14 protein-coding genes are annotated in these 18,813 nt (G+C 37.9%); all 14 read left to right on the plus strand.

What is annotated here, in order from left to right; all coding sequences use genetic code 11:
• The first annotated feature begins 50 nt into the window (after positions 1 to 50).
• The 14 genes from NSU16_RS04290 to NSU16_RS04355 all read left to right on the plus strand — a co-directional run bounded on the left by NSU16_RS04290 (position 51) and on the right by NSU16_RS04355 (position 18,807).
• Positions 51 to 1,235, plus strand: a complete 1,185-nt coding sequence (locus NSU16_RS04290; protein ID WP_339192177.1) for an amidohydrolase — start codon at positions 51 to 53, stop codon at positions 1,233 to 1,235.
• A gap of 21 nt (positions 1,236 to 1,256) precedes the next feature.
• Positions 1,257 to 2,792 (plus strand): AbgT family transporter, encoded by a 1,536-nt coding sequence (locus tag NSU16_RS04295; RefSeq protein ID WP_339192178.1) that lies wholly within the window; start codon positions 1,257 to 1,259, stop codon positions 2,790 to 2,792.
• A 23-nt stretch (positions 2,793 to 2,815) separates the two neighbouring features.
• Positions 2,816 to 4,072 (plus strand): amidohydrolase, encoded by a 1,257-nt coding sequence (locus NSU16_RS04300; RefSeq protein WP_339192180.1) that lies wholly within the window; start codon positions 2,816 to 2,818, stop codon positions 4,070 to 4,072.
• A gap of 109 nt (positions 4,073 to 4,181) precedes the next feature.
• Positions 4,182 to 4,937 (plus strand): hypothetical protein, encoded by a 756-nt coding sequence (locus NSU16_RS04305; RefSeq protein ID WP_339192181.1) that lies wholly within the window; start codon positions 4,182 to 4,184, stop codon positions 4,935 to 4,937.
• Positions 4,934 to 5,404, plus strand: a complete 471-nt coding sequence (locus NSU16_RS04310) for a DUF6884 domain-containing protein (protein ID WP_326192431.1) — start codon at positions 4,934 to 4,936, stop codon at positions 5,402 to 5,404. Before NSU16_RS04305 ends, NSU16_RS04310 begins: the two co-directional genes overlap by 4 nt.
• A 911-nt stretch (positions 5,405 to 6,315) precedes the next feature.
• Positions 6,316 to 7,347: a nucleotide disphospho-sugar-binding domain-containing protein gene (locus tag NSU16_RS04315; RefSeq protein WP_339192182.1), complete on the plus strand. Its 1,032-nt coding sequence runs from the start codon at positions 6,316 to 6,318 to the stop codon at positions 7,345 to 7,347.
• A gap of 936 nt (positions 7,348 to 8,283) precedes the next feature.
• Complete coding sequence (locus tag NSU16_RS04320) at positions 8,284 to 9,765, plus strand: aminotransferase class I/II-fold pyridoxal phosphate-dependent enzyme (RefSeq protein ID WP_339192183.1); 1,482 nt, start codon at positions 8,284 to 8,286, stop codon at positions 9,763 to 9,765.
• Positions 9,766 to 9,788: 23 nt separating this feature from the next.
• Positions 9,789 to 11,027 (plus strand): class I SAM-dependent methyltransferase, encoded by a 1,239-nt coding sequence (locus NSU16_RS04325; protein ID WP_339192185.1) that lies wholly within the window; start codon positions 9,789 to 9,791, stop codon positions 11,025 to 11,027.
• A 1-nt stretch (position 11,028) separates the two neighbouring features.
• The gene (locus NSU16_RS04330; protein ID WP_326192435.1) at positions 11,029 to 11,718 is read left to right on the plus strand and encodes an ABC transporter ATP-binding protein; all 690 of its coding nucleotides are present in this window, start codon (positions 11,029 to 11,031) and stop codon (positions 11,716 to 11,718) included.
• The gene (locus NSU16_RS04335) at positions 11,712 to 13,841 is read left to right on the plus strand and encodes an ABC transporter permease (protein ID WP_339192186.1); all 2,130 of its coding nucleotides are present in this window, start codon (positions 11,712 to 11,714) and stop codon (positions 13,839 to 13,841) included. The genes NSU16_RS04330 and NSU16_RS04335 overlap by 7 nt, the downstream gene beginning before the upstream one ends.
• 28 nt (positions 13,842 to 13,869) lie before the next feature.
• Positions 13,870 to 15,084 (plus strand): beta-ketoacyl-[acyl-carrier-protein] synthase family protein, encoded by a 1,215-nt coding sequence (locus NSU16_RS04340; RefSeq protein ID WP_339192187.1) that lies wholly within the window; start codon positions 13,870 to 13,872, stop codon positions 15,082 to 15,084.
• A 481-nt stretch (positions 15,085 to 15,565) separates the two neighbouring features.
• Positions 15,566 to 16,567: an acetoin:2,6-dichlorophenolindophenol oxidoreductase subunit alpha gene (gene acoA, locus NSU16_RS04345; RefSeq protein WP_088116745.1), complete on the plus strand. Its 1,002-nt coding sequence runs from the start codon at positions 15,566 to 15,568 to the stop codon at positions 16,565 to 16,567.
• A gap of 1 nt (position 16,568) precedes the next feature.
• Entirely contained in the window at positions 16,569 to 17,597 is a 1,029-nt protein-coding gene (acoB, locus tag NSU16_RS04350) for an acetoin:2,6-dichlorophenolindophenol oxidoreductase subunit beta (protein ID WP_010333415.1), read from the plus strand.
• A gap of 13 nt (positions 17,598 to 17,610) precedes the next feature.
• Positions 17,611 to 18,807: a dihydrolipoamide acetyltransferase family protein gene (locus NSU16_RS04355; protein WP_339192188.1), complete on the plus strand. Its 1,197-nt coding sequence runs from the start codon at positions 17,611 to 17,613 to the stop codon at positions 18,805 to 18,807.
• The last annotated feature ends 6 nt before the right edge of the window (positions 18,808 to 18,813 follow it).

Raw genomic sequence — 18,813 nt, forward strand, 5'->3', positions numbered from 1 at the left:
ATCAATAAAGTAAATGCAAGAGTTTCTAAAACAGAATGGGGGCTGGAAGCATGATGGATGAATACGCCAGTATGTATAAGAACGTGATTGAATGGAGGAGACATCTTCATCAATACCCAGAGCTGTCCTTTCAAGAAGAAAAAACAGCTCAATTTGTATATGATACGCTCTCTTCTTTTGAATATCTTGAGATCAGCCGCCCGACAAGGACAAGTGTCGTTGCCCGGCTGGACGGTGCGCGGCCGGGCAAACGAATTGGGCTGCGCGCTGATATGGATGCGCTGCCGATTCAAGAGGAGCATGACAGTCATTTTTGCTCCCGCCAGCCAGGTGTAATGCATGCGTGCGGGCATGACGGGCATACTGCCATGCTGCTTGGGGCGGCTGAGATTTTGTCTCAGAAAAAGGATGAGCTCAACGGCGAAGTCTACTTTATTTTTCAGCATGCCGAGGAGGTTCATCCCGGCGGGGCGCAGGAAATGGTGAAGGCTGGTATTGCGGACCATCTTGACGTATGCATAGCCATTCATCTGTTTTCTGCTATGCCTTTAGGAAAAATCGGACTGGCATCAGGTCCTGTCACCGCTAACTCTGACCGCTTTGATATCACGATTAAAGGAAAAGGCGGGCATGCCTCTCAGCCTGAACAGTGCATTGACCCGCTTGTGATCGCCTCACAGGTCATTACTCATTTGCAAAGCATTGCCTCAAGACATACAGATTCTGCCGAAAGACTGGTGCTCTCTGTTACCATGTGTCATGCCGGTTCCGCCTACAATGTGATCCCCGACACTGTGACGCTTGGTGGGACGGTAAGGACATTTCGAAAGGAAGTCAGGGCAAATACGGAAGCGTTTATGGAAACCATCATAAAAGGCGTAACTGAAGCCCATGGCGCCTCGTATGAATTGGATTATCGCCATGGATACAAGTCTGTTGTGAACGATCCGAACGTAACCGAACTGGTCAGAAAAGCAGCGGTGGATCTGTGGGGGGAGGATCAGATATTTCCGTTAGCGCCAATGATGGGCGGAGAGGATTTCTCGTCGTTTTCTGAACGAGTGCCGAGCTGTTATATCGCTCTGGGAGCGGGAACCGGGGAGATGATCTATCCGCATCACCATCCTAAATTCACGTTCGATGAAAAAGCGTTATCAGCAGGTGTTAAATTATTTGTAAATTCAGTCTATTATATCCTGCATTCCCGTGAATCGATTTCAATGAAGATCAACTAAAACCAATTATAGGAGGGCGCTATGGCTAAACATCTGCCGGAAGTCACGACCGCTGATTCTTTACAAAAAATCGAGCATAAAGGACTATTAAAGTGGGTCGAAACGGTCGGAAACAAATTGCCTGATCCTTTTATGTTATTTATCTATTTATCGATGATCATCATTGCCATGTCTGTTTTGCTGGCAGGAAACGCAGTGACACATCCGGGTGATGGGAAAGAGGTAGCCGTTAAGAGTTTGCTCAGCATCGAAGGCATTCACTGGATGCTGACGGAAGCTGTGAACAACTTCGTTCAATTTCCGCCTCTCGGACTTGTGCTTACGATGGTGCTCGGCATCGGCCTAGCGGAACGCGTCGGTTTGATCGAGGCTGTGCTGCAAAAGATGATGGCGCATGTTCCGAAAGCGATCATCAGCTATTCCGTCGTATTTGTCGGGATTTTGGGAAATCTGGCGTCTGATGCGGCATGGGTTATTATCCCGCCGGTGGGCGCCTTGATTTTCATGGCAGCCGGGCGTCATCCTCTTGCCGGCTTTGCTGCCGCTGCGGCAGGAGTAGGGTCAGGATTTACGGCCAATCTGATGATCGCAGGAACAGACGCGCTTCTATCCGGCATTACCACACAGGTCGCACAAACGGTCGATAAACATGCTCAGGTATCGGCAGTCGACAACTGGTTTTTCATGGCGGCCTCCGTATTTGTTTTAGCCTTTATCGGTGCATGGATTACTGATAAAATCGTTGAACCCCGGCTTGGCAGCTACCGCGGAGAATACAAGCCTGAAATGGCGGCGTTAACGGGAAAAGAGATCAAAGCACTGAAGGCGGCGGGGGGAGCGGCTCTTTTATATGCTGGAGTCGTTGCGTTATTAGTTGTTCCAGAGGGAGCGCTTCTGCGTGATCCTGAAAACGGATCGATTCTTTCCTCGCCTTTTCTGAAAGGCATCATCCCCATCATTCTGCTGTTCTTTATTACTGTATCGGTTGTTTATGGCATCGTGGCCGGACGCATTAAGAATCAGACAGACGTCCCGAGGCTGATGGGAGATTCCATTAAAGGCATGTCAGGCTTTATTGTACTCGTATTTGTTATTTCGCAGTTTATCGCCTTTTTCACCTGGAGCAATATGGGAATTTTTATGGCAGTAAAAGGAGCGGACTTTCTGGAATCCATCCATTTAACAGGTTTTCCTGTATTAATCGGATTTTCGTTGCTGACTTGTATCGTCAGTCTGTTTATTACGAGCGGCTCTGCTTTATGGGCGCTGCTGGCCCCTGTGTTTATCCCGATGCTGATGCTGCTGGATTTTCATCCCGCGTTTATTCAAATTGCCTATCGGATTGCGGATTCCGCCACCAACACCATTACGCCGATGAATCCGTATTTGCCAATGTTGATGGCTTATTATAAACGCTACAAATCCGATGCGGGCTTTGGAACTGTGATTTCAACCATGATTCCGTATACGGTTCTGTTCTTCTTGGCGTGGCTTCTCATGATTTTCATTTGGTACATATTCGGCTGGCCGATCGGACCGGGCGTTTATGCAAAGTAAAAACGACAAAGGGTGGGAGACATATGGATATTATACAAATAAGACGAGATTTACACCGGCATCCCGAACTGGGCTTCACAGAATTTCGCACGGCCGGAAAGGTTGTGGAAACCCTTCAAGCCCTCGGATATCACGTGACATATGGCAAGGACGCAATGGATGGTGAAACCCGCAGAGGCGTCCCATCAGAAAAAGAGCTGGAGCGCGCGTTTGACCGTGCAATAGAAAATGGAGCCGATCCTGGTACCATTGCGGCAATGAAAGGCGGATATACCGCAGTTATTGGAACGCTTGAAGGAAATGCGCCGGGTCCCGTCGTTGCACTTCGTTTTGATATGGATGCACTGCCAATTACAGAAAGCGCTGATGCTGACCATGTTCCTCATGCCAAGGGCTTCCGTTCTGAATTTGAAGGAACTATGCACGCATGCGCCCATGACGGACATACCGCGATTGGGCTGGGTGTTGCTGAAGCGCTGGCGCATCGAACCTTTGCAGGTACTCTGAAGCTGATTTTCCAGCCTGCTGAGGAGGGTGTCCGCGGAGCGTATGCCGTTACCGAGAAAGGCATGCTGGACGATGTTGATTATCTTCTCTGCCACCACTTGGGAACCAATGTGCCGCTGGGAGAAATATACGGCGGCGCAGAAGGATTTCTGGCCACAACGAAAATGGCTGTCCGTTTCCGCGGCGTCTCCTCACATGCGGGAGCGGCTCCGGAGCATGGCAGAAATGCTTTGCTCGGGGCGGCGACGGCGCTTTTAAATATACATGCCATTCCGCGTTTCAGCTCGGGCGATACCCGGATCAATGTCGGCGTGCTTGAAGGCGGAGCAGCGGCCAATATCATCCCGCAGCACGCGAAAATGATCATTGAAACACGCTCAGATTCAGAAGAGGTCAACCGTGATCTGGAAGAGCGGGTCCGAAAGATCATTGCCCACAGCGCAGCCATGCATGAGCTTGAACATGAGATCGAAATCATCGGCGGAGCGATTCCAATCAAATGTGACGAGGAGGTGGTTTCGACCGTGCTAGAAGCTGCCGGAGAGGTTGGCGGATTTTCCTCATTGCAAGGCATCCAGACCGGGTCAAGAGGAAGCGAAGACGCAAGCTACATGATCAAAAGAGTCCAAGAGCGGGGAGGAAAAGGGACATATATGATCATTGGCACCGACATCGCCGCCCCGCATCATCATGAAAAGTTCGATATTCAGGAAGATATTCTTCCGCGAAGCGTTCAGTTGCTGAAGCAAGCGGCATTGAAGCTGTTGAAGTAGAGGGGGAGTCCCCTCTTTTTTTATGTCATTCAAAACGATTTCCAAATAAAGGAGACGATTTGTTAGATTTATGGTACATTGATAGGTATGAAAAAAAGAGGAGATTCAAATGAAGAGAATGCATTTTTTTACAGGTATAGGCCTGCTGCTGATCGTGATGTCAGCCTATCCTGTCTTTGTACTATTGAGAGAGAATATAATAGATCACAACGTAACAAATCGTTATGACATTCATTATGCATATCAAGACAAGCATGGTTATGAATCTGCAATAGATACTCAACATATCAACATTTTTAATCATCATATTAGGATTATTGAAGGCAAAACAGGAAAACATGCGCCCCTGACAAGCTGGGATAAAGATGAAGACGTTCCTGCCGGAGAGATTGTTAACATACAGTATCAATTAGATGGCCGATACCTCTCCTCACCTTCTGAAGTATGGCTTTCTAATCGAGAAAGAGGAGGGAGATACTTTTCATGGCTTGAAATATTAACGGTAAAGGATCGAAAGACTGATCAAAATCTGGTTTACATTGTTCAGAGAATAACTGACGATCAAATAAGTCTTGAAAAAAGCAAATGGAAAATAATCAAGATCAATCAGGATGGAACTGTAAAGGAGAAGCGTCTAAGCTATTCTGATCGAAGCAAGGATCCATTGAGTGTGAAACTGCTCAATTTTTCATATGTTGGAGGAAATTCAATGGGGTATCATTCTGATATGTATGAAGTGATCCCTAATGTCATAATTCCTCTTTTGTATCCGTTGATTACGTTCGCTGTTGGTTGTGCGATCGTGATCGGGATTTTAATCATTGTGATAGTCCAGAAGACAAAAGGAGTTCGAAAATCAATATGAAACGACTATGCATCATCCCCTGCGGCAAGAAAAAAATCTGGGATGTCCAGCCTGATGCCGGGCCGGTAAGAGCAGAGGACGCTTATCTCAGCCCGTTTCATCAGGCGTGCGAGCGGTATGCGAAATCATTTTTCGATGAGTGGGTGATTTTGTCGGCGAAGCACGGCTTTCTTCGCCCTAATGATATCGTATCAGGAAATTACGATGTGACTTTTGGCACCGGTCATCCGGAAATCATGACAGCGGAGGAGCTGCGCCACCAATTTTGCGAAAAAGGCTTTTCCGACATCGAAGAGCTAGTCATGCTTGGCGGGAAAAAATATCGAAGCGTCCTAAACGCCGTCATCGGCGAGCATCAGCATATCAACTGGCCTCTGTCATCGTATAAAGGCATTGGCTACATGCTTCAAGCGCTGAACCGAGCAGTTGAAGAAAAGCATGAACTTATAAATATACTTAGGAGTTAATATGTACGTTGAGGGGCATCCAATTACAAGGGTATAAACATTACTTATAAATAGAGTATAACGATAAACATACAACCTTGAAGAACTCACCTATACCAAAAAAATCAATGTTAGATTTAGGAAGTATAACAATTTAACCAAATATCAGTTTCTGAAACATATATTTTATATTAATAATATAATTTGAAAAAATTGATTATAAAACTCCTTCTAACAATTAAGTTTAATGGAAAATCAGAAAGAAATATGTTTATTGACTGACGGTAAAGTTAGGTTCCACCTTATAAAGTAAGTTGATGTAAAAAATATTAAAATCTGATCGATTCTAACATTTCAAAGTCTTTGATTAATAAAATAATTAACCAGTCTGTTTCGAAACTCAATCGAGGCACACTGGTTTAATTTTTTTGAGGTGAAGCTCTCTATATAAAGTGTAAAAAACGATTTGATATAAAAATTACTTTTCTCTTGCTTTCCCTTATGGGTGAAGTTTTTCATAGCTTATAACTAATTTGGAATATTAAGTTTAACTAAAGTCTAATTGGCATTTATAAATATTGAGGCAAAAAGGATTACTTGCCTTCATGTTCTTTTCTCTCCTGTCCTCTATAAATAATTATCTTCATAGAATTCTCTGTATTTTTATTGACATTTTACAGTTAATACGTAAGATGATACTAAATTATTAAAAAAATAGGAGGATTTCAATCATTAAAACGTTATTATTTGCGCCAGAAACCTTTAATTTAGCTGAAACAACCCGAGCCATTGAAACCGCTAAATTTTGCAAAAACCATTTTAACTGTATTTTTATGGGGTACTCCACAACATATTCGTATCTCATAGAAGAAGCCGGGTTCACGTTCCATCTGCTAACACCGCATTTAACAGATACTAAAATTGAACTTATCATGAAAGCCGATCAAATGAAAACAATCAGAAATCCTTTCAGCTTTAAAATGGTGAAGCAGAGAGTCGAGAGTGAGATCGAACTGATTTCTTTATATAAACCTGCCGCCATCGTGATTGGAACGACATTGAGTTTATTTATCTCAGCAAGAGCTTGCGATGTAAAACTCGTTTATATAAAACCTTTCGCTTACACAAGAACCCATCTTCTAAACGGAAATTTAAAGCTGCCCGGTTTCTTAAGCAGTTTATCAAGATTAATACCGGAGAAAAAACTTTTATCGGTATACAGGAAAATGATTTTAAATATGCGCTACATTCCCCGTTCATTTTCCAAAGTTGGTGCGATTTACGACGTTCAATTTCCAAAATACACGATTGATATGATAGACGCTGATTATAATTTAATTACAAATATCCCTGAACTCACAGGAGTCAGTAGATTACCGGAAACCGACCGCTATGTTGGACCGATTTTCGCTAAACTGAACACTGAAATTCCACCTGTACTCACTCGTTCGAATCGAAATAAACCCCTAATATATTTTGCAATGGGGAGTTCAGGCGGAAAAAAGATGGTGTCTAACATCCTTCATATTCTTGGCAGTTTAGACGTAATAGTGATTTGCCCTATGAAAAAACTGTTGGGAGATAGTGTAAGAGATTATCAGAACTATCCGCATGTACACATTAGTGATTTATTGCCTGCACATGAAGTTTCTAAAATCGTTGATTTATCTATTATTCATGGTGGTGAAGGGACTGTGCAAACCGCCTGCTTATCTGGAAAGCCGTTTATAGGCATAGGTTTACAGGCTGAACAAGAAGCAAATATTGATGATTGCGTGGCGTTCGGGAATGCAGTGAAGCTAAACAAAAATAAAGTAAATAAAAGACATATAGAACAAGCTATTCATTCTTTATTAAACAACAAAAGTTATCAGGAAAGTGCCGCTGCCATGGAACATTTATTACGCGGAAAAAACGGTGCAAAACAGTCAGCGGAGTTTCTGATCACTAAATTTGGAGGTTGAAGCCTAACTGAGAAAATAGCACGGCACTAAAGGTAACAGGTAGGATTCAGTTGGAACAAAAGAAACTCTGATTAGATTAAGTATTTTCTCAGTAACTTTGGTGTTATAACACGTCAAAAATTTCTGAATATGTTTTTTAATGAAGTAGAACAAGATTCTAAAAATGTGTTTCAAGGTTCTAACGTTCTAACTCGTTATTTCACTTATTGTGCATGATTAAACTTGCCTTATCAAAATACCATATTAAAAAGTGTACTGTTGTGTGGCATACAGGCATATCACTGATTATCCTTCAGCCCTCAGTGCATTTTTGCATTCACTGGCCTAATAATATTTGAATATAAGGAGCAGAAAAACAAACTTGATTCTCTAAAAGACAAGTTTGTTTTTCTGTATATCTGTTTATCGTTCAAGTTCTTTTTAAATGGAGATACAGAGGCATTTGATTTTAACTGACCTTTCTTTTTAGTTCTTACGATTTTTAAATCGACTATTATATTATTTAACTTGTACAAAATTAGTAGACGGCTCCATTTATTTCTGATATGAAAGTTTGAAATTTACAATTTTATAAGCAAATTTTTTGCTATGCTTGCCATCCTAAATTACTTTTTATTTTATAAGCATCGTTAGCATTATTAACCATATATTTTTTTGATATTGACTTATATAGTTTTATTCTTTATTACATAGTGATTCATACGCAGCGTTGAATCCGAGTTTGAAATTTGAAAATAAAGAAAAATATCCCTTGATATTATTGACTTTTTTACAAAAAATAATATTATTAGTAATAAAGGCATATTTTATCAAGCCTAAATTCCCCTGAAAGTATTCTCGTTTGCAGATGCGGGACTTATTATATGCCTAAATTACAATATAAATAGAAGAACTTTATTCGTAAATTGGTAACTTAAGAAAATAGGAGGAGTAAAAATGGTATCGAAAATTCAAAGCAATATTATTAATCACTTAGCTGAAATAACAGGTTATGACAAAAGTGAAATTATGTTATCTAGTTCTTTAACCGATGAATTAGGATTAGACTCCATGATGTTAATAGACTTCCATCGTTCAGTAACAAAGGATTTTCCTGAATTGCGGAATTTATCATTGGAAAGATTACTGACTTTAAATGAATTAACAGTACAAAATATTATAGACATTATTTTAGAGGAATTAGGTTTGAACAATATTGAAAAAAAACATTGTTATATTGATTGTTTTCCTGAAGTTGTTGAATTTGAGAATTATTTAGGTCAACTCAACCAGGTACCCTATTTTAAACAAAATTATGGGGTTGCTTCAAACATTATCAAAATAGATAACCAAGAAAAGATTAATTATTCTACTTACAATTATTTAGGGATTAACGGTTCAACTGAAATTAATAATAGTGTTATTAGAGCCATTAATACTTATGGAACTTCAGTTTCAGGAAGTAGACTTTTAAGTGGAGAAATACCTTTACATAGCAAATTAGAAGATAAAATATCGAATTTTCTGGGGGTAGATGCGGCGATTGTACAAGTTGGAGGGCATAGTACAAATGTTAACGTAATAGGAAACATAGTTAATGATGAAGATTTAATACTTCATGACTCTTTAGCTCATAATAGCATTATTCAAGGAGCCATTCTTTCACATGCGAAAAGAAAACCATTTAAACACAATGATATGAACCACTTAGAGAATGAATTAAAAAGGTTAAGAAAGAAATTCCGCCGTGTTTTGATAATTGTTGAAGGTGTCTATAGTATGGATGGTGATATATGTAACTTGCCAGAACTTATAAGAATAAAAAAAGAATACGGAGCTCTGTTAATGATAGATGAAGCTCATTCAATTGGAACCATCGGAAAGAACGGTAGAGGTGTAACAAGTTATTATAATATTGATCCTACTAAAGTAGATATATTAATGGGAACCTTAAGTAAATCCTTAAATAGTTGTGGAGGTTATATAGCTGGAAGTCATAGTTTTATAAATTATTTGAAATATAACTCTCCCGGCTTTATATTCAGTGTCGGAATGACACCTGCAAATACAGCTGCAGCGTATACATCATTAAAAATTTGTGATAGAGAAGACTTGTTATTTAAACGACTAAGAGAGAATTCTCAATACTTCTTAAATAATTTAAAAGCTTTAGGGCTAAACACTGGTTTAAGTAAGGATACTCCCATTATTCCTTTGATAATAGGGGATACTCAGAAAGCAATTGAGTTATCTGAGAGACTATATGAAAAAGGAATTAATGCACTGCCGATAGTTTATCCAGCAGTTAAAGAATCTGAATCTAGATTAAGATTTTTTATCTCTGCGGCACATACAAAAGAAAATATAGATTTTACTATTAGTGTGTTGAGTGAAGAATTGAATTTGTTAACAAAAGATAAAGTTTTATTAACACAATAACATAAAAAATAGGAGGTCTATTTTTGAAATATTCTTTGATAGTGAATCAAAACCAAACATTATCTAATCAAGAAAGATTAAATCAAAACATAGAAAATCATTTTTTTATAAAATTATTAAAAATACTAGCTAAATCCATAGGAAAAAGGAACTCATTGTTATATCAATTATTGATATTTTCAAAATTTAAGAACTTCCTTAGATACATCACACTTACAGTAATATACAGTGATTTTGGTGATTTAGCTGAAATTGAAAAAAAACCAAAGGACAACTATATTTATAACTCGTTTATTAATTTAGCATTGGTTCTAGACATTGTTTATGAGAATGATAAAACTTTTTCATTAAACAAAAAGTATTTCCTAACAAGAGATGAACAGAAATTATTTTTGAAAAGAGATCTTGGCGGAAATAAGGTGTTAAATAAAGTTATTATAGACTATAAATATTTATGTTCATTTTTAGATGAAGACCTTTCTTTTTTAAAAAAAGAAATCAAAGATGAATTTATTTATATTAAAAAATTAATAACATATATGTTGGAGATTTATAGAATTGATTTTAAAAGACAAGTGTCTCCTAGTTTTACAGAAGATTTTTATACTGATTTAGGTGAACTAGCTTTTAATACGTTTACCAAAAATAATTTTATCCACTTTATTAAAAATAAAAAAATTAATAATGTACTGGATATAGGATGTGGTAATGGCAACTATATAGATCTGTTTTTAGACTTCAATTCAAATATTCAGCTTATAGGGGTAGAAAGGCAAGAAAAAGTTTATGAAAAATTGGGTCAGAAATATAAAGGTAAAAATAATATAACTCTAATTAATAAGGATATAACTAAAATAAATTTTGAAAATAAATTTGATATGATAAATATGAGTTATATGCTTTTTTATTTAACTGATGAAGAAAGAAACTTACTATTCAAAAAACTTAAAACTATATTGAGTTCTAATGGAATTATAGTGATTTGTCAATACTATCCGAAGTTTGAAAGGTACCAAGAGATTATAGCAAAATACTATAGAAAGTGGAGTCTTGTCTCTCAATATAAATATTCTATTTGTAATAGTATTTTATATTCTGAAGTATTGCTTAATAATATGCTAAACGATTTCTCAAAAGCTGAAGAATGGGATTTGTTTCTTGAATTACTAGACAATAATGGTTTAGTTGTTACAGATATTGTCCCAGCTGATGACACATTTTATTCTTATTTTATTACAGTAAAACATAGGAATGAGGTTTAAAATGATAAGCGCAGAAAAAATATCAAAGATTTATAATAAAAATAAACCTAATGAGTTAAAAGCAATTAAAGAAATTGATTTACATATTGAAAAAGGTGAATTTTGCACAATAATCGGGAAATCTGGTTCAGGAAAAACCACTCTTTTGAAATGTTTATCAGGAATTGAAAGAATTTCGGATGGGCAAATACTTGTAGACAATGTTGATATTAATAAAATGTCTTCAAATGAGATAAGCAGTTTTAGAAAATCAAAAATAGGATTCGTTTTTCAAGAGTATAATTTAATAGATGATCTAACACTTCATGAAAATATATATTTAGATAATAAAGCTTCTTGTGATATAGAAGATCTTATTGATTTATGGGATATTAGAAAGGCAATTGACTTGTTTCCAAGCCAATGCTCGGGAGGACAGCAACAAAAGGCAGCAATATTGAGAGCAATAGTTAGAAACGTAGACATTCTTTTTTGTGATGAACCTACAGGTGCTTTAGATGGGCTATCATCTAAAGAAGTTTTAACAGTAATGCAGGATCTTCAAAAAAATTACAAAACCACTATTGTATTAATAACTCACAATGAATTAATAACAAAAATCTCCGACACTATAATCACTATAAATAATGGTGATATAAGGAAATATGAAAAAAATTCAAAAGTTGAAAAAGCGGAGAATATAGAATGGTAGTTAAGGGACAAAATTTAAATAAACGGATCAAACGCAGAATAAAAAATAATAAATATAAGTTATCCATTATTTTTCTAGTGATTTTTGTATCAACCACGATTTTCACCAGCTTTTTTGTAGGAAGTAATAGTGTTTTAAAATCTATTATTTCATTTAATGAAAAATACAATGTTGAATCAGGAACTTTTATATCAAATCATGATGAATATATAGATAATAGTAGAATAAAAGTGGAAAAAAATAAATATAAAGAAATAAGGCATCATGGTAAAACAATTAGAATATTTAAGCCCAGAAATTTAATAAATAAATATCAAATAACAAGTGGAACAGATATTAAAACAAATAATGATATACTTTTAGACAAAAATTTCTTAAAAGAAAATAACTTAAAAATAGGAGATACAATTAATATAAATTCAAAAAAGTTTTCAATAGTTGGTACGGCCATTTCACCAGATTATATAACTACTAAGAATAGTGATTTAGTCCTTCAAGCTAATGCTAAAAAATTTGGAATTGCTTTTATTAAAAGCAGCTGTTTTGAGAAAATGTTTTCAGGAGAATATTTATCTTATTATTCATATACAAGTAATTTAAGTTTACATGAAATAGTAGCTAAACTACATCCAGAATATATAAATGATTCAAAAAATAATACGAGAATTCAACAAGTAATTGGAGATGCCAAAGCACCTCGTGATTTATCAATACTTTTAACCTGTATTTTTTATTTAATAACCATAGGTTTATTAAGTGTATATCATTATGAAGTGTCAAAAAAAGAAAATAAAAATATTACTGTACTTTTGAATTTAGGATATAAAAAGATCGATCTTTTTAAACATTATGTTAAGGAAACAAATATTATATTAGCCATTTCTTGGGTGTTTGGTATAATAACGGGTACCTCTACAATAAATGTAATTATGCAAATGAATAGTAAAATATATAATTATCCTGAGCTGAACATTGATTTTTCTAGTTTGATAATTGTCATTTTTTCATCTTTTTTTATGACTTTTATCGCCAATAATATAATTGTATTTAGATTTTATTTCAGAAACAAAAACAAAAAATATAAACACAGTAATAAGAGTGTTTTTTTTAGAATTAATATTCCGTTCTATTATAAATTTAGACTTTTAAAGATTTTCAGGAATAAAAGAGAACTATTGATATTTATTTCCTTAATATTTTTTGTTGGATTACTTATGAACTTTTCCCTTCTCCTCAAAGATTCTGTTAGTGAATATGTAAAAGATCTAAAAAAAGAGAATAAATTTAATCAAATTTATTTTATAAACCAAGGTGATTATTACAAAAAAAAGAAAGATGATGAAGAGGTCAAGCTGTACACTCTATATGATGAGAATAATATCACTCAAAATGTATATGTTATAAATAAAAATTCTAAGTATTTCAATTACAATTTAACCCTTGAAGAAGGAGATGTAATAGTTAGTAAAGCGTACTCGGAAAAATATAATAAAAATATCGGAGACTATATTACATTAAAAGATATAATTAAGAATGATAAATATAAATTTAAGATTAAGAAGATAAATAACTCTTCAACTACTAGTAATATTTATCTTGTGAAAAAAGAGAGTCAAGCTATTTTTAACAAGAATATTTATTTTAACCTAGCTCTAACAACTTCACATAGACATACAGAAATAGAGGAGCCGAGTGCTATTTTATCGCGTGAAGAAATAATCACATCTGGTCACAATATATTACAAGTTATAAATAAACAAATTTCTTTAATTATTATAATAGCCATTGTATTTCAATCAGCACTATTGTTTTCACTATTAGAATTTATACTGCAAAATAACATACAGTCTATTAATATATTGAAGCTGCAAGGTTACAATCTGAATGAACTAATGAAAATGCATTTTGGTTTTAATTTTATACTAGCGATTATTTGTGTTTTACTATCATATTTACTATCAAATTTAGTAGTTCGCATCTTTTTAGATGGAATTATGTTTGATTTTAAAAATTTTGTCGAAGTAACTGGTGATTTCAAAATATTTTTGATAAGTAACTTAGTTATTTTGGTGATATATTTATTTTACCTATATCGAATACGAAATAAGATATTTAAATTATAATGTTTTTTTATGATGGAGGTCATTTTGTGTGAATAGAGTTGTTGTTACTGGAATAGGTATAGTTTCGCCTAATGGTAATTCTAGAGAAGAAGTTTGGGAAAACGTTAGCAATCTAAATTGTGGAATTAAAAAATCGAATTTACCAAATGCGAATTTTGTTGGTATGGTTAATGAAGATTTCAATAAAAGCTTAACTACAAAAGAAAAGAGATATATGAATAGATGTACGCAGTTAGCCCTACTTGCATCTAAAGAAGCTATAGAAGATGCAAATATATGTATGGATAATAACAATAGTGAAGACATCTCAGTTCTTGTTGGAAGTTCTGTTGGAGGTATATCTTCCTTAGCTGAGGAATTTGGTGAGTCTGCCTTAAATGGTTTAAATGAAATGTCTATGCTAGTAATACCAAGAGCCTTAATAAATATGATACCTGCTAACATAAGTATTCGATTAGGTATAAAAGGTGAAACTATAGCATATTCAAATGCTTGTGCATCAGGAACTGTAGCAATTGGAGAAGCATTTAAGAAAATTCAGCATGGTGAAAGATCTTTGATTATTGCAGGAGGATCCGAGGCATGTGTAATCCCTGAAGTTTTAGAGCCTTTTCGAAAACTTAAAGCTCTAACGAACAGTAATACATTAAATAATGCAAGTATACCGTTCTCTAGTAAAAGGAGTGGATTTGTAATGAGCGAAGGTTCTGCAATGTTAGTTTTAGAAAATTATCAACATGCAATAGATAGAGGCGCTAACATTTACTGTGAAATCTTTGGTTATGGTAGTTCTTCGGATGCAAAATCACTACTTGCTCCAGATTTAGAAGGCGTAAAGAGATGCATTAAAAACACGATTAACGATGCAAATATTGACTATAATGAGATTGAGTATATAAACGCTCATGGAACTTCTACAAAACTAAATGATTCCACTGAAACTAAAGCTATTTCAGATCTTTTTTCTCATAGGCCTTTTATATCATCTACTAAATCTTTACATGGACATGCCTTAGGTGCAGCTGGAGCAATAGAAGCAGCACTATGTGGTATGATGATAAAAAATAGTTTGTTAATACCAACCATAAATGTAGACCACAATGATATTGATTTCGAAGAACCTTTAAATTTCTTATTACAGAAGCCAGTTCCTTATAAAAATGGGAAAATTCTATCCAATTCTTTTGCTTTTGGAGGACACAATGCATCATTAGTTTTTGGTAAGGAGAGAGGTTTAATTTGACAAATGAGTTGAATGGTGAATATATTTAAGTGTTTTTTTATAAAACAATAAAATTCATTCTCTAGAATATGCTCTTTTTTAAAAATAAGCTATAAATATAAAAAAACAAAGGCTGTCGAGATTTGCTCGGCAGCCTTTGTTTTCCTAATTAATTTTTGTTGATATTCTAAAAGAAAGAGAACAAAAGGGAGTATTTTTAAATAAACCCTTCTAATTTTTTACTGTTGAAAGACTAACTTATCTGTGAATTATTTGCTTTGAAAGTTTGTTAAAACATGAACTTCTCTATTGAATAAAGAGATCCCGTTCTTATGTTGCATAACGTAAAACGAGACACATGGTTTCATATCGAGACAAAACGAGACACCCGTCTCAAACTGTTTCCAGGGTGAAGACGAGAAGACTGATTTTACGGGCTCCAAAGATTGGCACACTTCTTGCATTTATTATCGTGAACCCTAAATAGAAGGAGGCACACACAATGGAACTGTTAAAACGAGAAGGCTTGTCATTAACTGAGGAAAAAGCGCTGTGGATGTACCAAAAGATGCTGGAAATCAGGGGCTTTGAGGACAAAGTGCATGAACTGTTCGCAGAGGGAGTGCTTCCCGGATTCGTCCATTTGTATGCTGGTGAAGAAGCGGTAGCTGTAGGCGTGTGCGCTCACTTAGATGATGGCGACAGCATTACAAGCACACACAGAGGGCATGGCCATTGTATCGCCAAGGGCTGTGATCTGAACGGCATGATGGCTGAAATTTTCGGGAAAGCGACCGGGCTTTGTAAAGGCAAAGGCGGATCGATGCACATTGCTGATCTCGATAAAGGCATGTTGGGGGCAAATGGAATCGTCGGGGGCGGGTTTACGCTCGCATGCGGGTCAGCGCTCACGGCTAAATATAAACAGACTAAAAATGTAAGCGTTTGCTTTTTCGGAGACGGAGCAAATAACCAAGGAACCTTTCATGAAGGCCTCAACTTAGCGGCTGTATGGAACCTTCCAGTTGTGTTTATTGCTGAAAACAATGGCTACGGCGAAGCCACGCCATTTGAGTACGCGTCAGCCTGTGATTCAATCGCTGATCGGGCAGCTGCCTATAACATGCCGGGAGTAACCGTGGACGGAAAAGATATTTTAGCAGTTTACCAGGCAGCGGAGGAAGCAATTGAACGAGCAAGAAATGGCGGAGGCCCGTCTTTGATTGAATGCATGACCTACCGAAACTACGGCCATTTCGAAGGAGATGCCCAAACCTATAAAACAAAGGATGAAAGAGCTGAGCACCTTGAAGAAAAGGACGCCATTCAAGGCTTTAAAAACTATCTGTTAAAAGAGACGGATGAAAAAAAACTGGCAGACATTGAACAAAGCGTGAATGAATCGATTGAAAAAGCAGTCTCCTTCAGCCAAGACAGCCCATATCCGAAAGAATCAGAGCTGCTGACAGATGTATATGTCTCATATGAAAAAGGAGGAATGTAAGATGGCAAGAGTCATAAGCATGTCAGACGCGATCAATGAGGCGATGAAACTTGCGATGAGAAGGGACGAAAATGTGCTGTTGATCGGTGAGGATGTAGCCGGAGGAGCGGCAGTCGATCATTTGCAGGACGATGAAGCATGGGGCGGCGTATTAGGCGTCACCAAAGGGCTCGTTCAGGAATTTGGACGGAGCAGGGTGCTGGATACGCCTATTTCTGAAGCGGGCTATATGGGCGCCGCTATGGCTGCGGCATCCACAGGGCTGAGACCGATTGCGGAGCTGATGTTTAACGACTTCATCGGTACGTGCTTTGACCAGGTCATCAACCAAGGGGCAAAATTCCGCTATATGTTCGGCGGAAAAGCGCAAGTGCCAATTACCGTCCGCACCACATACGGAGCGGGTTTCCGGGCTGCGGCACAGCACTCCCAGGCGCTGTACGGCCTTTTCACAAGCATTCCGGGGCTGAAGACGGTTGTTCCATCGAATCCGTATGACGCCAAAGGCCTGCTGCTTGCGGCAATCGAAGACAACGATCCGGTGTTCTTTTTTGAAGACAAAACGTCCTACAACATGAAAGGCGAAGTGCCGGAAGAGTATTATACAATCCCGCTTGGAAAAGCGGACATCAAACGCGAGGGCAGCGACATCACGCTGTTTGCGATCGGCAAGCAGGTCAATACCGCACTCGAAGCGGCAGCACAATTATCAGAAAAAGGCATCGAAGCCGAGGTACTCGATCCCCGCAGTCTGTCTCCTCTGGATGAGGACGCGATTTTCACATCGTTAGAAAAAACAAACCGGCTGATCATCGTGGACGAAGCCAACCCGCGATGCAGCATAGCGACAGATATTGCCGCGATTGTGGCTGACAAAGGCTTTGATCTGCTAGATGCGCCGATTAAGCGGATTACAGCGCCGCACACACCTGTGCCGTTTTCGCCAGTGCTTGAAGATCAATATTTGCCGACACCAGATAAAATCGTCAGCGTCACGCTTGAATTGCTTGGCGAGCCGGCAGTGAATTAAAGGGGGGACACATATGGCGGTCAAAGTAGTGATGCCAAAGTTGGGAATGGCCATGAAACAAGGAGAAGTATCAATTTGGAACAAAAAAGTGGGAGATCCGGTTGAAAAAGGAGAAAGCATCGCCAGCATTCAGTCGGAGAAAATTGAAATGGAAATTGAAGCGCCAGAAAAGGGCACGCTCATTGATATCAAGGTGAAAGAAGGGGAAGAGGTTCCGCCCGGTACGGCCATCTGCTACATCGGGGATGCCGATGAATCGGTGCAGGAAGAAACGGAAGAGCCAGCCGCTGAAGCAAGCAGGCAAGCAGATCCCCAGCCTCCTAAACATGAAAACAAACCCGCAAACACTAAAAAAGATAGACTGAAAATCTCTCCAGTCGCCAGAAAAATAGCGGAAAAAGCAGGGTTAGACCTGAAAAATCTGAAGGGCACGGGACCGGGTGGACGAATCGTGAAGGATGATGTCACAAAGGCGCTTTCTGAACAAAAAAGAGAACAGGCTGAGCCAGTATCCGACCAAAAGGCGCAGGAAACGCCGGTTACAGGCATGAGAAAAGTGATCGCGTCCAGAATGCAGGAAAGCTTGGCAAACAGCGCCCAGCTGACGATTACAATGAAGGCTGATATCACTAAGCTGGCAGCGCTTCAAAAACAGCTTGCGCCGACAGCAGAGGAACGGCACGGCACGAAATTAACGATGACTCATTTTGTCTCAAGAGCTGCGGTGCTCGCTCTCCAATCACATCCTATGCTGAACAGCTTCTACAAAAATGAGCGCATTATCACACATCCTCATGTTCATCTTGGAATGGCTGTTGCTCTTGAAAAAGGGTTGGTTGTGCCTGTGATCCGCCATGCTGAAAAGAAATCGCTGATTGAACTGGCTCAATCCATCTCGGAAAATGCCAAAAAAGCACGCGAGGGACGGGCGGGAAGCGAAGAACTGCAAGGCTCAACCTTCTCTATTACAAACCTTGGCGCTTTTGGAGTGGAGCATTTCACGCCGATATTAAATCCGCCGGAAACAGGCATACTCGGCATCGGAGCAAGCTATGACACGCCGGTGTATCTAGGGGAGGAAATTGTCAGAAGCACGGTCCTGCCGCTCAGCCTGACATTTGATCACAGAGTCTGTGACGGCGCTCCGGCCGCTGCCTTTCTGAAGGCGATTAAAACATATTTGGAAGAACCGGCAGCATTAATTTTATAGGAAAAG

Origin of the sequence: Bacillus sp. FSL K6-1003 (assembly GCF_037964945.1) — a bacterium.
Classification (GTDB): domain Bacteria; phylum Bacillota; class Bacilli; order Bacillales; family Bacillaceae; genus Bacillus; species Bacillus mojavensis.

What these genes read in the sequence shown, in the direction of transcription:
- NSU16_RS04300 (WP_339192180.1), top strand. Translation starts at nt 2,816, where the DNA reads ATGGATATTATACAAATAAGACGAGATTTACACCGGCATCCCGAACTG.
- NSU16_RS04335 (WP_339192186.1), top strand. Translation starts at nt 11,712, where the DNA reads ATGGTAGTTAAGGGACAAAATTTAAATAAACGGATCAAACGCAGAATA.
- NSU16_RS04355 (WP_339192188.1), top strand. Translation starts at nt 17,611, where the DNA reads ATGGCGGTCAAAGTAGTGATGCCAAAGTTGGGAATGGCCATGAAACAA.
- NSU16_RS04295 (WP_339192178.1), top strand. Translation starts at nt 1,257, where the DNA reads ATGGCTAAACATCTGCCGGAAGTCACGACCGCTGATTCTTTACAAAAA.
- NSU16_RS04305 (WP_339192181.1), top strand. Translation starts at nt 4,182, where the DNA reads ATGAAGAGAATGCATTTTTTTACAGGTATAGGCCTGCTGCTGATCGTG.
- NSU16_RS04330 (WP_326192435.1), top strand. Translation starts at nt 11,029, where the DNA reads ATGATAAGCGCAGAAAAAATATCAAAGATTTATAATAAAAATAAACCT.
- NSU16_RS04320 (WP_339192183.1), top strand. Translation starts at nt 8,284, where the DNA reads ATGGTATCGAAAATTCAAAGCAATATTATTAATCACTTAGCTGAAATA.
- NSU16_RS04315 (WP_339192182.1), top strand. Translation starts at nt 6,316, where the DNA reads ATGAAAGCCGATCAAATGAAAACAATCAGAAATCCTTTCAGCTTTAAA.
- NSU16_RS04290 (WP_339192177.1), top strand. Translation starts at nt 51, where the DNA reads ATGATGGATGAATACGCCAGTATGTATAAGAACGTGATTGAATGGAGG.
- acoB (WP_010333415.1), top strand. Translation starts at nt 16,569, where the DNA reads ATGGCAAGAGTCATAAGCATGTCAGACGCGATCAATGAGGCGATGAAA.
- NSU16_RS04310 (WP_326192431.1), top strand. Translation starts at nt 4,934, where the DNA reads ATGAAACGACTATGCATCATCCCCTGCGGCAAGAAAAAAATCTGGGAT.
- acoA (WP_088116745.1), top strand. Translation starts at nt 15,566, where the DNA reads ATGGAACTGTTAAAACGAGAAGGCTTGTCATTAACTGAGGAAAAAGCG.